Source organism: Microbacterium sp. M, assembly GCF_045181065.1.
GTDB lineage: Bacteria > Actinomycetota > Actinomycetes > Actinomycetales > Microbacteriaceae > Microbacterium.
In genome coordinates, this window is the sequence record NZ_CP173721.1 from 374,077 (window position 1) to 387,662 (window position 13,586).

The 13,586-nt window shown below is 67.4% G+C and carries 10 protein-coding genes; 2 read left to right on the forward strand and 8 right to left on the reverse strand.

Translation table 11 applies throughout. The annotated features are described in order from the left end of the window. The first annotated feature begins 26 nt into the window (after positions 1-26). Together ACI7YT_RS01840 and ACI7YT_RS01845 are read left to right on the forward strand one after the other, a co-directional pair. Positions 27-4,076 carry an Ig-like domain-containing protein gene (locus ACI7YT_RS01840; protein WP_406248622.1) on the forward strand — a complete coding sequence of 1,350 codons (4,050 nt, stop codon included), beginning with the start codon at positions 27-29 and terminating at the stop codon, positions 4,074-4,076. A gap of 83 nt (positions 4,077-4,159) precedes the next feature. Then, positions 4,160-4,831: a GntR family transcriptional regulator gene (locus ACI7YT_RS01845; RefSeq protein WP_406248623.1), complete on the forward strand. Its 672-nt coding sequence runs from the start codon at positions 4,160-4,162 to the stop codon at positions 4,829-4,831. On the opposite strand, the gene ACI7YT_RS01850 is transcribed toward ACI7YT_RS01845, so the two are convergent. The 8 genes from ACI7YT_RS01850 to ACI7YT_RS01885 form a co-directional block, all read right to left on the reverse strand. After that, positions 4,810-5,610, reverse strand: a complete 801-nt coding sequence (locus ACI7YT_RS01850) for an amidohydrolase family protein (protein WP_406248625.1) — start codon at positions 5,608-5,610, stop codon at positions 4,810-4,812. The two genes, ACI7YT_RS01845 and ACI7YT_RS01850, sit on opposite strands and share 22 nt — an antisense overlap. Before the next feature lies 1 nt (position 5,611). Then, positions 5,612-6,559 carry an aldo/keto reductase gene (locus tag ACI7YT_RS01855; RefSeq protein ID WP_406248626.1) on the reverse strand — a complete coding sequence of 316 codons (948 nt, stop codon included), beginning with the start codon at positions 6,557-6,559 and terminating at the stop codon, positions 5,612-5,614. Further along, positions 6,529-7,314: a ribonuclease activity regulator RraA gene (locus tag ACI7YT_RS01860; RefSeq protein WP_406248627.1), complete on the reverse strand. Its 786-nt coding sequence runs from the start codon at positions 7,312-7,314 to the stop codon at positions 6,529-6,531. Before ACI7YT_RS01860 ends, ACI7YT_RS01855 begins: the two co-directional genes overlap by 31 nt. Beyond that, entirely contained in the window at positions 7,311-9,233 is a 1,923-nt protein-coding gene (locus ACI7YT_RS01865; protein ID WP_406248628.1) for a hypothetical protein, read from the reverse strand. The genes ACI7YT_RS01860 and ACI7YT_RS01865 overlap by 4 nt, the downstream gene beginning before the upstream one ends. A gap of 2 nt (positions 9,234-9,235) precedes the next feature. Then, positions 9,236-10,087, reverse strand: coding sequence for a carbohydrate ABC transporter permease (locus ACI7YT_RS01870; RefSeq protein ID WP_406248630.1), 852 nt, complete (start codon positions 10,085-10,087; stop codon positions 9,236-9,238). Next, positions 10,087-11,052: a carbohydrate ABC transporter permease gene (locus ACI7YT_RS01875; RefSeq protein ID WP_406248632.1), complete on the reverse strand. Its 966-nt coding sequence runs from the start codon at positions 11,050-11,052 to the stop codon at positions 10,087-10,089. The genes ACI7YT_RS01870 and ACI7YT_RS01875 overlap by 1 nt, the downstream gene beginning before the upstream one ends. A gap of 61 nt (positions 11,053-11,113) precedes the next feature. Continuing rightward, the gene (locus ACI7YT_RS01880) at positions 11,114-12,373 is read right to left on the reverse strand and encodes an ABC transporter substrate-binding protein (RefSeq protein WP_406248633.1); all 1,260 of its coding nucleotides are present in this window, start codon (positions 12,371-12,373) and stop codon (positions 11,114-11,116) included. A gap of 193 nt (positions 12,374-12,566) precedes the next feature. Next, positions 12,567-13,436 (reverse strand): sugar phosphate isomerase/epimerase family protein, encoded by an 870-nt coding sequence (locus ACI7YT_RS01885; RefSeq protein ID WP_406248635.1) that lies wholly within the window; start codon positions 13,434-13,436, stop codon positions 12,567-12,569. Positions 13,437-13,586: the final 150 nt, after the last annotated feature.

Below are 13,586 nucleotides of genomic sequence, written 5' to 3' on the forward strand. Positions count from 1 at the left end.
ACGGCACCCCGAGTCTGGAGACCGCGATGAAGCGAGCTGCGACGACATTGATCCTGACCGCCCTGGTGGCGACGGCACTGCCGGCGCTCCACCCCGATCCCGCATCCGCCATCGACGAGCCGCCGGGCGACGTGATCTACATCGCCCCAGATGGCGACGACACGGCAGCCGGCTCCGAGGATGCACCGCTCGCCACACTCGAAGCGGCCCGTGACCTCATCCGCGAGCGCAAGGATGCAGGCACTCTGTCGGCGGACGGTGCCACTGTCTACCTGCGGGAAGGGAGTTATCAGCGCTCTGCGTCCTTCGCGCTCGGCGCCGAGGACTCCGGCACAGCGGACGCACCCATCGTGTACCGGTCGTACCCCGGCGAGGTCGCGACCCTGACCGGCGGCCAGACTCTCGCCTATGAGGACTTCCACCTGACCGAGGATCAGGCGGTCCTGGACCGCGTGATCGAGGAGTCCGCCAGGGACGACATCCGGGAGATCGACTTGGCCGCGCTCGGCATCGACGACTACGGACAGCTCAGCCGTCACGGCTACTGGAAGGCGAACGACGTCAGCAGCACCCCGCCGATGGAGCTCTACGTCGACGGGCAGGGCATGACGCTCGCCCGCTGGCCCAACGCGGATGCGGCCAAGGAAACAGTGCAGATGGGCGACATCATCGATCCGGGCCCGACGCGGGAGGATGCCGACCTGCAGGAACGCGGCGGCACCTTCGCCTACACGTACGACCGTCCGCAGCACTGGACCCAGGCCGAGGATGTCTGGCTGGACGGCATCTTCGGCTACAGCTGGGAGTGGTCCTACAACAAGATCGAGGCCATCGACACCGAGGCCAAGACCATCACCCTGCGCTACGGCGAGATGTCCGGAATCATGAAGAGCTGGTTCCCCGACTTCCACTTCGCGCAGAACCTCCTCGAAGAGCTCGACGCCCCGGGGGAGTACTACATCGACCGGAGTGCCGGGAAGCTGTATCTCGTGCCCAACGCCGCGTTCCTCGCCGGGCGGGGCGCGCCGGTGGTGACCACTCTCGACGAGCCGATGATCCGCGCGGACGGCGCCTCGCACATCACGTTCGACGATCTCGTGCTCGAGTACGGGCGCGCCACGGCCGCCGTCATCCTCGGCGGCTCGAACGTGACGATCCAGCACAGCGACATCCGCAACTTCACCGACGGCGGCGTGCTCATCAACTCGCCAGGGCGGTACACCTACGACGGCATCCCCGTGAACCGCGGCGGCAAGGATCATGCCGTGATCGCGAGCGAGCTCAGCCACATCGGCGGCGTCGGCGTCGTGCTGCAGGGCGGTGACAAGACGACTCTGACGCCGGGCAACAACAGCCTGCAGAACTCCGAGATCCACGACTTCGCGTACTACCACAAGGCCTACAACCCGGGCGTGATGTTCGACGGGGTCGGCAACGTGGCCCGCGGCAACGAGATCCACGACGCCCCGCACCCCGGCATCATCGTGCACGGCAATGACCATCTGTTCGAGCAGAACGAGGTCTACGACGTGTGCAAGACGTTCCACGATCTCGGCGCGATCTACATGAACTCCGGGATGACGCCGCAGCAGCGCGGGCACGTGTTCCGGCAGAACTACTTCCATGACATCGGTGCCGGCATGGCCGGTGTCGAGGGGATCTACGCCGACAACTTCACATGGGATCTCACGATCGAGAAGAACATCTTCGTGAACATGGGCAACAGTGCCATCAAGAGCGGTTCGGCGGACTACATCGAGGCGACGAACAACATCTTCGTCGACGCGAACGTGCCGTACGACAACTACGAGCTGTGGATGGGCGATCAGGAGGGCAACGTCGTCGATCGCTCCTACATGCCGGAGTGGGAGAAGGTGTTCGCCGAGAACAACGATTTCGTCGGCACGCCGTATCTCGAGAAGTACCCCGAGCTCGGCCACTTCTTCGAAGACGACCACTACTTCCCCGACCACAGCACGTTCGCCAGGAATGTCGTGTGGAACCCGACCGTGCCTCGCCAGGCGCAGGTCAACGCACAGGGCGCGAGAGACGTCAAGGAGCTGCTGAACTACGACAGCAACTGGGTGAGCGACGGCGACCCCGGATTCGTCGATGCGGCGAACGGCGACTACCGCCTGCTCGAGGATGCCGCCGTGTTCGCGCAGATCCCCGGATTCGAGGACATCGGCTTCGACGAGATCGGCACGCAGGGGCACATCGGCCAGACGCAGTCGCCCGAGTCCGTGCCGCTTGACGCGGTCGCGTTCGACGCGGATGCCGTCGCACTCGACGTCGGAAAGGAACTGCTCGTGCGAGCGACGCCTCTGCCGTGGAACGCGGATGACGCCGGCCTCGTCTACGCATCGGCCGATGAGGCGATCGTCACCGTCGACGACGGGAAGCTGCTCGGCATGGCGCCCGGTTCGACGACCGTGACGGTGACCGCGGCATCCGATGCCGGGATAACGGACACGCTCGAGGTGACCGTCGGCGAAGGCGACGGCGTGCTGCACTTCACGGACTTCGAGGACGGCCCGAACGGCTGGCTGACGGACCCGAACCGCAGCATCGTCACCGCCGAGGGCGGCGATCACGTCTACCGGATCGTGAACGGCGCGAACTCGCAGCTGCCGCGGGAGTTCACGAGCTTCGTGCTCGACTTCGACGTCACGACGCCCGAGACGATCCCCGCGAACGCGGTCATGATCGTCTACAACCGCAACAGCGCAGGCGGCGGCTACATCCGCTATCGCAATGCGGCGGCCGGTCCGACCTGGACGATCTTCGACAACGCGTGGCAGACGGTCGGCGAGGTCGTCCTCGACCCGGCGAAGGCGCTGCCTGCTGCGGCGACGAGCCATGTCCGCATCGCCGTGCAGGACGGTGCCATCCGCATCGTGGTGAATGGGGAGGTCGTGCTCGAGGGCACGGATCCGGCCCCCGGTGCCGCCGGGAAGGTGGGGTTCTACACCGAGGGCTTCTCGCACCTGGACTTCGACGACATCGGCTTCTCGATCTCGGCGGTCCCGGTCGACGGCATCGCGCTCGATGCCGCCGAGCTCGCCCTGCAGACCGGCGAACGCCGGCCGGTGATCGCGACGGTGTCGCCGCAGGACGCCAGCGACGTTCGCGTCACCTGGTCCAGCAGCGATCCGGCCGTGGCATCGGTCGCCGACGGCACTGTCTCCGCGATCGCCGCCGGTGAGGCGACGATCACGGCCACGTCGGTCGCCGACCCGTCGATCTCGGCGACGACGGTCGTGACGGTCGCGGATGCCGAGCACCCCACGGTCGCGCTCGGCGATCAGCTCGCCGATGCGGCGAACTGGACGCAGTCGGACAAGGTCGACTTCGATCAGGGGACGATCCGGGTAAGCGCCGAGGGCGTGCACGGCTACGAGGCCGAGCGCTTCGGAGACGGACTGCTGGAGTTCGATGCGACCTTCGGCGCATTCGACGGCGGCTGGTACGGCTTCCAGGCCCGGTCCGATCAGACCGGCATCCCCGCCTGGCAGAACTCCAACACCGGGTACCTCGCGGTGATCAAGGAGGACACGATCGAGTTCCAGAGCTGGAGTCCGGGGCAGACGATGCTCGACATCATCCCGAATACGGCGATCGAGCCGGGAAGCACGCATCGCATCGCGTTCGGGGCGGTCGCTGAGGGGACCGGAACGCGCATCGTCCTCCAGGTGGACGGGAAGACCGTGTGGAATCGGCTGGATGCCAGAGAGAACCTGCGCATCGGCGCCGACGGGTTCTTCAACGTGTATCACTACGCCAAGCAGAACAGCATCACGCTGACGAGAATCGCACCGCCGGCCACCGTGACGGGGGTGGCGTGGGCCGCGGACGCCGCGCCCAAGGTGAAGTACCTCGTCGGCGAAGAGCTGGACGTGACCGGGATGATCCTGGACATCACCTGGAGCGATGGCACGACCACCAGGGTCGACGTGACTCCCGAGATGGTGAGCGGCTTCGACAGCGGAAAGGTGCGTCCGCACCAGAAGCTGACCGTCGCATACGAGGACAGCACGGTGGCGCTGACGGTGTCCGTCAAGAAGAAGCAGAAGTGAGCCGATGGCGCGGGCCGCGGACTCCCACGAGCCCGCGGCCCGCGCCATTAGCGATAGTCGATAATGGACGTAAGATGGTGGGTATGGCAGAAGCACTGGCTCCGCAGGGACTGCAGCGAGGGCTGCTCTCCGACCAGATCTACCTGATGATCAAGGCGATGATCAAGGACTCCAGCCTCGCCCCGGGCGAGCAGTTGGTTGAATCGCAGCTCGCCCGTCAACTGGAGGTCAGCCAGGCACCCGTGCGCGACGCGCTGAAGCGTCTGGCGCATGAGGGCCTCGTGTCGCACATCCGCCACCAGGGCAACTTCGTCGCGACCTACACCGACGACGAGGCCGCTCAGGCCAAGATCGCGCGCGTCGAACTCGAGGGCCTCGCCGGCCGGCTCGCCAGCGGCAACCTCGATGCGGACCGCCGCACCGAGCTGACCACGCTCATCGAGCAGATGCACGCGGCGGCCGATGACTCCGACCTGCCGGCTTTCCGCGAACTCGACTTCGTCTTCCACCGCGCCGTCATCGAAGCGAGCGGCAACGTGTACCTCCCCAAGATGTGGGACCTGCTCGAACCCAGCCTGCGCGTCATGCACGTGCTCGGCGACCCGACCTTCACGGGGGACTGGCACGAGGTCGCCGAATGGCATCGCGGGCTCCTGGACGTGCTCGACGCCGGAGATCCGGACGCGGCTTCCGCCCTGTTCCGCCGGCACGCGGCCGGGACGCTCCTCGAGGATCAGGACGCGCCGAGCGCGTAGACCCGATCAGCGGTGCCGTGCCAGACGGCGGCGGCCTCGTCCGGACCCAGTCCGGTCAGCATCCGCGCCGTCGCGGCGACCACCTCGGCGTGCGAGAGGTGCCGAGCGGACATCGGCCAGTCGCTGCCGAACATCATCCGATCCGGGCCGAACGCCTCCACTGCGGCATCCGAGATCTCCCGCCGTTCGCGATCGGTCCGAGCGGTGACGACGCCGGAGAGCTTGGTGTGCACGTTGCCCCGGAGCGCGATTTCGATGAGATCGGAGCGCCAGGGGGCCGTGGGGGTGCTGTTTCCGAGCCCGAGATGGCAGAGCACGATGCGCAGCTCGGGATGCCGGTCGGCGAACGCCGCGACACCGGCGAGCTGCTCCGGGCGGATGAGGAACTCCAGGACCCGGTCGGTGCGGGTGAGGCCGTCGGCCAGAGCGTCCAGCCCGGCGACGTCGGACAGGTCGGCGGCACATTGCGGAATCGCCGCTCGAAGTCCGGCGACCGACGGACTCAGCACCGCGGCGGATCTCCCGGCCCACTCGCCGGGGGCAGCGGAGTACTGCAGCACGATGCGCGACGGCATCCGACTCCGCGCCGCCTGCGCGGCGAGCCACGTGGCTTCGTCGAGGGTGTCAGCGGCCTGTACGGCGACGACGGCATCCACGGCCGCCTCCGCAGCGAAGTCGGCCGCCGTCACGCGCGGTGCGAGCCCCATGTCGTCCCGGAACCAGGACAGCGGATGCCGTGTGCGATCCCAGAGATGGACGTGGGAGTCGACGATGCGCATGTCAGTCGGCGACGATCCTGTCGAGTTCGGGCCAGAGCGCATCGGGGATCCGGACGCTCGCACTCGCGACGAAGGCCTCCACCTCGGACGGACTCCTGGCGCCGACGATCACGCCCTCGACATCGTGTCGGAACGGGTGCTGCACGGCCGCACCGGCCAGGCTCGTACCCGCGTCCAGGCAAGCCGCCTCGAGCCGTAGAGCGGTGGCGACCATCGCCGGCGGTGCGGGGTGGTAGTCGAAGTACGCGGCACCACGCGGATCGGCGAGGATGCCCGAGTTGTACACACCTGCGGCGAGGATGCCGACACCGTGCGCGGCCGCCGCAGGCAGCAGCTCGTCCAGGGCGGTCCTGTCCAGCAGGGTCAGCCGGCCGGCTTCCATGATGACGTCGACGGGCGCCTCCACGGCGAATCGGGTCAGCGGCGCCGTCCGCACCATCCCGACGCCGAGCGCACGGACGACGCCCTGGTCCCGGAGCTCGATCATCGCGCGCATCGCACCGGACAGCGCGGCATCCACATCCTCGGGGTCATGCAGGTGCAGCAGGTCTATGCGATCCGTGCGCAGACGCTTCAGGCTGCCCTCGACGCTGCGCCACACGGCGTCGTAGCCGACGTCGCTGACCAGTCCAGCACCGCTCGCACCGGCGGGCACCTCTGCGCCGTCGGCATCCACGATCATGCGACCCACCTTCGTCGCGAGCGTCACGGTGGCGCGGTCGACGCCCGCGAGAGCCGCGCCGAGTCTGCGTTCGCTCTCGCCCGCCCCGTAGTTCGGGGCGGTGTCGAAGAAGCGGATGCCGTGGCCGAGCGCCGCGTGGACGGTGGCGACGGCGTCATCGTCGCCGACAGCCGTGTAGAGGTTGCCGATCGGCGCGCAGCCCAGCCCGAGATCGTCGCGGAAGTCGTCGGTCTCCGTCAGCGGACGGAGCTCTGCGCGGAACGCCATGCCTCGTACTCCTCACGGCTGTCCGGGGTCAGGGGGTAGTAATCGCTCAGGCGCGCGCCCTCATCCAGGCGCTGCCGGCTGAAGCCCTCCCATTCTTCATGGTCGCGCGCCGATTCGACCACGCTCGACGCCATCGCCCGAGGAACGATGACCGGTCCGTCGTCGTCCGCCACCACGAGGTCGCCCGGCATGCACAGCGAGCCGCCCACAGCCACCGGCACGTCGTATCCCCAGGGGGTGAGCTCGGACTGCGAGGCGTAGTGCGGAGTCGTCCCGGTGGACCACACCGGGATGCCGAGCTCGCGGATCTTCCCCGAATCGCGGATCCGGCCGTCGACGACGATGCCCGCGCCGCCCTTGCGGGCGAAGTAGCGGGCGAGGATGTCGCCGATGCAGCCCGAGAACCTGCTGCCGTACGCCTGGATGACGAGCACGTCTCCCGGCTGCACCGCCTCCAGCACGTGCCAAAGCGCGGTGTGCCGTTCGGCGTACTCCTGGCCGTGTCCGGAAGCGAGGTCTTCGCGCTGCGGCATGAACTGCAAGGTCAGCGCCGAGCCGATGACGCGCTGACCGGGGGAGAGCGGGACCGGGCCGTCCACGTAGCTGTGCCGGATGCCGAGGCCGTGGAGCTTCGCGCAGGCCGTGGCGGAGGAGACCTGATCGAACGAGGACATCAGCTCGGCGGACGGCCGCTCGTACATCGGCCCGCGGACCGGCAGCGTGAAGTCGGGGCGGATCAGGGGGGTGTCGCTCATGATGTTCCTTCGTCGGTGCGATGGTGCGGTGCGGACGGGGTCCGCGTGAGGGTGAGGGTCAGTTCGGCGGCGTGTGCCGGTGCCAGCTCGACGGTCAGCGTGCCGTCCGGGCAGTCGATGGTCCGCACCGACGGTGCTGTGCGGGTGCCGGCATACGCGCCGCTCGGGCCCGGGTACCCGTCGTCGCCCTCGCCGGTGGCGGTGGCACGCGAGATGCGGGCGCGCGAGAAGCGCCCGGCGAGGACGCGCACACGGCGGGCGCGGGTCGTCGACGTGTTCACGAGACGGATGCCGATGACACCGGATTCCAGACGGTCGACGAGCGCGGCGACATCCGGCGGCAGCCCTGGACGATCGCGGTCGGCATCGGCGTAGTCGATCGCGGAGAAGGGGAGTCCGCCGTTGTAGAGCACCTGCGGGGTGCCGGTGATGAGCTGGGACAGGACCTCGGTGACGACGGGGTTGACGCGCTGCCAGAAGTGCAGGTGCGCGCCGTCGGGATCGTCGCCGTCGGTGCGCATGAGCGCGACCCGGCGAGCCACCTGTCCGAGGGCCATGGCGAGCGCTCGCTCCGGATAGTCCGGCAGTTCCCCGTCGAGGAACCGGATCCAGCCGGCCTCGTGACCGGCCTCCTCCTTGTCCCGGAACTCTCCGACGAGATCGGCTCTCGCGGGCAGCCCGTCGATCGCACGGTCCAGGCGTGCACGATCGGCATCCGAGCGGGTCCACCACCACAGCCAGGTCGGAAGATCCAGCTGCAGGGGACCGAAGTCGAACCAGCCGTCCGCACCGTGGCGATACGGCACGAGGAGCCCGTCATCGGCGGCGGCCTCGCCGAACCTGAACATCCACTCGCCGCGCAGGCTGTAGTCCGAGGCGTCCACGCTGCCGCGGACGCCGTGATCGAGAACCGTGTCGAGCATGATGCGCACCATGTCGAGCGGGTGGTCGTCATCGGCGATGAGTGCGGCGTTGAGCCCGCCGATCAGGGCGCTCATGGCGACGGAGTGCAGCCCGTGCGGCCATGCCCATCCGTAATGGCCGCCCCACCAGCGTCCGTCCTGAAGCCCGCCGACGGTTCCATCGGGGGCGACGTTGTCCGGCAGCAGCCCGTCGTTCGCCGCCGCCCGGGCCATCCACCCGTCGACGTAGCGCGTCACCCAGGTCGCCGAGTGCGCATCCCCGTCGTACAGCCAGGCGTTGGTGACGAGCGAAGTGACGGCGAGGTTCACCGCGACATCTCCCACGGCTCGGCGCTGCATCTCTGCCGCCATGCGGCGGGCGTTCTCCGGATCGGCGAGATCCTCCCACTCCGTGATCCCGTCGATGCCCTGCACGGGCAGTCCGTAGGGGCGCATCTCGGTCAACGCGACGGAGTACGGCTGCGGGGCGCCGTCCTCGAGGCCGCGCCGCGCACCGAGCGCACCGTTGTGCGGGGCGCGGATGATGTTCAGCTCGGCGTCGTGGTTGCCGCGCCGGGGGTCGGTGTACAGCGCCGCGAACCGACGCGCGCGCTCGGCGAAGCGCTCATCGCCCGGATCGGCAGCGCAGATCCCGAGCAAGAGCAGTGCCGACTCGCCCTGGTGGAACCAGTCGTACCCGTTCTCGTACTCGTCCGTCAGCATTCCGGCGGCCGAGAGCTGGGCGGTGACGCCCTCCCAGTGCCGCTTGGCATCGATCAGTGCGGCATCCGGCCCGCCCAGCAGATAGAACGCGGGCCAGTTGAAGAACGGCTCGTACAGGTCGTCGACGCCGTCGCGGTCCGCGAAGGCGGCGATGCCTCGCAGACTCCCGTCCGTGTTCGTATAGCGCTCGACGAAGAGCCGCCTGGCGTCCTCGATCTCGTCGAACAGCCGACGCTGCAGGACGGCCCATGCCGGCATCGATCTCAGCGGAGTCGTGTGGGAGGTCGTCGACATCCTCAGCCCTTCGTCGCGCCGGTGACGAGACCGCCGATGATGTGCCGCTGCATGATGATGAAGAACACCATGGCAGGCAGGACGGCGAGCAGCAGCGTCGGGAAGACGACCGTGTAGTCGGTCGCGAACTGCCCGACGGCCGCATAGACACCCGTGGTGACGGTGTAGATGCCCGAACTCGGTCCGAGGATGATCTGGGGGCTGACGAAGTCGTTCCACACCCCGATCGAGTTCAGCACGACGACGGTGGCGACGATCGGTCGCATGACGGGGAAGATGCAGGACCAGAACGCCCTGATGCGTCCTGCTCCGTCGAGGGCCGCCGCCTCATCGATGTCTCGCGGAACAGTGCGGAGGTAGGCCGCGAACAGGAAGATCGTCACGGGCAGTGTCGCTGCGGTCTCGAAGAGGATGAAACCGGGGATCGTGTTGATGAGTCCGAGCAGGCGCAGCACGAAGACGACGGGGATCAGCGTCACCTGCCCGGGGATGAACAGGCCGGAGACGAACAGGAGCAGCAGCCCCATGTGCCACTTCGAGCGGCCGCGGGCGATGACGAATGCCACCGGGGCCGCGAGCGCGATGCAGCAGACGTTGACGAGAGCGACGAAGAGGAGCGTCACACCGTACGCGGCGATGACGTTGAACTTCGAGCTCGTGATCGCCGCCCAGAGGTAATCGAAGGTGAAGGTCGCCGGGTCGAGGCCGAGCGGGTTGGCGATGATCTCGGCCTGCGGCTTGAAGGCGTTGATGACCATGGTGTACAGGGGCACGAGCATGAGCAGCGCCACCGCGCCGAGGATGATCCAGCGGACCACGCGTGCGGGGACGGGAGCGGAGGTGCGGGCGCTCATCAGTCGGTGACCTTTCGCTCGGCGCGGCGGCGGATGAGAGTGACGCTCAGCCCCAGCACGGCGGTGACGATGAGCAGGATGACGGACTGCGCGGCGCCGAAGCCGAGGTTCGAGTTCGCGAAGCTGTCCTTGAGGATCTGGTAGACGATGGTCTGCGTGGAGCCTGCCGGGCCGCCGTCCGTGAGGGAGAGGACGATGTCGTAGGCCTTGAGGAGCCCGACCAGGGTGAGAACGATGTTGACGGTGAAGACGGGGGCGATGAGCGGCAGCGTGATGTTGCGGAACTGCTGCCACCGGGTCGCGCCGTCGACCGTCGCCGCCTCGTAGTACTCGATCGGTACGGACTTGATGCCGGCGAGGAACAGGATCATGTTGAACCCGAAGTGCGACCAGACGATGGTGAAGATGACGCAGGCCCTGGCGAAGTCGGGCTCGACGAGGAACGGCATCGCGGGGAATCCGAGTGTCGTCAGCATTCCGTTGACGGCGCCCTCGGGGGCGAGCATCGCCGACCACAGGAAGCCGATGATCAGGGCGCTGATGACGTAGGGGTAGAAGAAGATGGTGCGCAGCAGGGTGTTCGATCGGCCGGGGCCCGAGATGAGTGCGGCGATGGCGAGACCCACGACATTGCACAGGACTGTGCCGATGACCGCGATGATCCCGGTGAAGATGGCGGCGTCGACCGAGCGGGGGTTCCGGAACGCCTTCAGGTAGTTGTCCCACTCGACGAACGTGAAGTTCAGGCTGTACCCGTTCCAGTTCGTGAAGCTGAGCACGAACGCGAGGATCATCGGGATCACGAACATGAGCAGGAAGACGATGACGGCGGGCGCCGCCATCAGGAACCCTGGGAAGGCATCCCGCACGCGCGTGGCCGCCGACTTCCCGCGTCGCGGGGGAGGCGGTGTCGCGGTGGCCGGTGGCTCGGCGGTGTCCGGTGGGGCGATCATGGTCTGGCTCATCTTCGAGATCCTCTGTCGTACGGGCTCCGGGTGCGGCGCGAGCCGCACCCGGAGCAGAGCGTCAGTTCGCGTTCGCGAGGAACCACGCGTCCATGGCGTCGAGCATCTCCTGCGCGGAGGTGCCGCCGATCAGGGCCTGCGTCTGCGTGTTGAGTTCGTTGGAGTACTCCGACGGCAGCGTGCGCTCGCCGTAGCCGTTGCCGGTAGGCGTGTACGCGTCGCCCGGGGTGTCGGCGACGATCGCGAGCAGCTCCTCGCCGAGCGGCGTCATCTCGTACTCGTACCCGTCGCGGAAGTTTCCGTCGACGGCGAGCTGGCTGCTGACCGCGTCCTGATCGGTGACGAGGTACTCGATCAGGTCGGCCGCGGCATCCTGGTGCTCGCTGGACTTCATGATCGAGTACGGGCTGGCGATGTTGGCGCCCATCGACGGCTGCGTACCGGCATCGAACGCGGGCGCGCGGAAGACGCCGATGTCAGCGGATTCGGCCGCGTTCGCCTGAGTGCCTGCGAACCAGCTGCCCATGGAGTACACCGCGGTCTTGCCGGAGAGGAACGCCTGCTCGGCATCCGGATACTTGATGCCGAGGGCCTCCTTCGCGATGTAGCCCTCGGCCACCCACTCCGCGTAGGTGTCGACGGCCTGCTTGTACGTGTCGCCGAACGTCAGCTCACCCGCGCTCATCTCCTGGAACCAGTCGGGGTACTCGGCGATGATCGACGGGAGGCCGAGCGTCTGCAGCGTGTGGCTGGTCATCCAGTCGCCCCCGGTCTGCACGGGCGTCCAGCCGGCCGCCTTCAGCTTGCCGAGGGCTTCGGTGAGTTCGTCCACCGTGGTTGGTGTCTCGGCGATGCCCGCCTCGGCGAAGGCGGTCTTGTTGTAGAAGAACAGGCTCTGCAACTGCACCCCGATGCCGGCCATGTAGTAATTGCCGTCGATCGTGTACTGCTCGGCGAGCGGGCCGGAGGTCGCCCAGTCGTACTGGGACAGATCGACCAGTTCGGGCGCGATCTCGGTGGTGGGTGCCATGGACTGGACGATGTCCGGGGCGTCCCCGGCTGCGAGCAGTCGGGGAACGGCCGCGTGCACGCCTTCGGCGCCGGGGTTCTGGATGACGACGTCGATGTTCTCGTGTGCCTTCTCGAAAGGGGCGACGAGGTCATTCCAGTACTCCTCGGTGAGGTTCGGAGTGACATTGACGAGCATGCTGAGTTCGATCTTCTCGTCGCTGTCCGCCGGTGCGGAACTGGCGCAGCCGGCCAGCGCGAGAGAGGCGACCGAGGCGATGCCCAGCGCGGTGAGGTGACGGCCCTTGATCATCGTTGATCCTTTCGTGGTGCACGGGAGGGATGTCACGAACATACACTAATCGATAATCGTTTGTGAAGAGATCGAAGCCGCGATCATAAGCCCAATGATCGCAGTGCCCGGATCGAGGGCATGCCGATCGCCCCGACCTGCGCCGGGTCGGCAGGCGGGGCGTCGCATCGGGCGGTGGGCGCCGAAAGTCGACTCAGTGCATCGCGATGGTTCTCACCGCGTGCAGGCCATCTCGGATGAACCGGTTCGCATGCGCGGCGAGGTCGTCCGAGTCCTCCCACAGATTGCGCCAGATGCCGAGGGTGTTGCTCAACTCGGCGCTCACGACGGCCGAGGAGAAGGATTCGAACACGACCGGGCCGTCGTAGTCGATCCGGTCGAGTGCGCGGAAGAACGTCTCGAAGTCCACGCTGCCCGTGCCCAGGTAGCCGCGGTGGCTCTCGCCGATGTGCACGTAGCCGAGGCGCCGATCGGCGTCGAGCACCGGCTGGAAGAGATCCGACTCCTCGATGTTCATGTGGTAGGTGTCCAGGTGCAACGAGACGTCGTCCGAGCCGATGCCGTCGAGGAACTGCAGGCCGCCCCGCCCGGTGTTGAAGACGTTCGATTCGTAGCGGTTGACGACCTCGAGCGAGAGCCGGATGCCGCGTTGCGCAGCCTTCCCGGCCAGTCGACCGATCGCGTCCTGGCTGTGCGCGACGCCGCGCTCGGTCGGCGGCGCCATGTACTTGCGCATCGCGGAGTAGATGACGCCGCACAGCACATCGCCGCCCATCGTCGCGACGTGATCGAGGCAGCGCTCGAGCAGATCTTCCCCGGCACGGACGACCGCCGGGTCGTCGCTGGACAGATCAGTCGCCTCGGTGAGCCCGAGGGATGCTGTGACGGCGAGTCCGTTGTCCTCCAGCATCCGTCTGGCCAGCGCCGAGTCGAAGGCGTCCACGTCCATCAGCGGGATCTCGATCAGGTCGAACCCGGCATCCCGCGTCCCCTCGATCGAGCGACGCAGGCCGGACTCGTCGAAGGTGCCGGTGAATACCAGTGCATGCGCGCCGATGAGCATGATCCCTCTTCTCCGCGCACGTCCGTCGTGCGCTCGTGATGAAGATGTTATTACAGGTCTTCCCCTCAGAACGATCCTTAGATACATTTAGATACAACTTGCGGTGAAATCGATCGCACGTCACAATTGACCCGATGTTTCATCCCGAAG

Bases quoted from the DNA above. Each gene is read 5' to 3' on its own strand.
- ACI7YT_RS01855 (WP_406248626.1), bottom strand. From the start codon at position 6,559: ATGGCGTTCCGCGCAGAGCTCCGTCCGCTGACGGAGACCGACGACTTC.
- ACI7YT_RS01885 (WP_406248635.1), bottom strand. From the start codon at position 13,436: ATGCTCATCGGCGCGCATGCACTGGTATTCACCGGCACCTTCGACGAG.
- ACI7YT_RS01840 (WP_406248622.1), top strand. From the start codon at position 27: ATGAAGCGAGCTGCGACGACATTGATCCTGACCGCCCTGGTGGCGACG.
- ACI7YT_RS01850 (WP_406248625.1), bottom strand. From the start codon at position 5,610: ATGCGCATCGTCGACTCCCACGTCCATCTCTGGGATCGCACACGGCAT.
- ACI7YT_RS01875 (WP_406248632.1), bottom strand. From the start codon at position 11,052: ATGAGCCAGACCATGATCGCCCCACCGGACACCGCCGAGCCACCGGCC.
- ACI7YT_RS01865 (WP_406248628.1), bottom strand. From the start codon at position 9,233: ATGTCGACGACCTCCCACACGACTCCGCTGAGATCGATGCCGGCATGG.
- ACI7YT_RS01880 (WP_406248633.1), bottom strand. From the start codon at position 12,373: ATGATCAAGGGCCGTCACCTCACCGCGCTGGGCATCGCCTCGGTCGCC.
- ACI7YT_RS01860 (WP_406248627.1), bottom strand. From the start codon at position 7,314: ATGAGCGACACCCCCCTGATCCGCCCCGACTTCACGCTGCCGGTCCGC.
- ACI7YT_RS01845 (WP_406248623.1), top strand. From the start codon at position 4,160: ATGGCAGAAGCACTGGCTCCGCAGGGACTGCAGCGAGGGCTGCTCTCC.
- ACI7YT_RS01870 (WP_406248630.1), bottom strand. From the start codon at position 10,087: ATGAGCGCCCGCACCTCCGCTCCCGTCCCCGCACGCGTGGTCCGCTGG.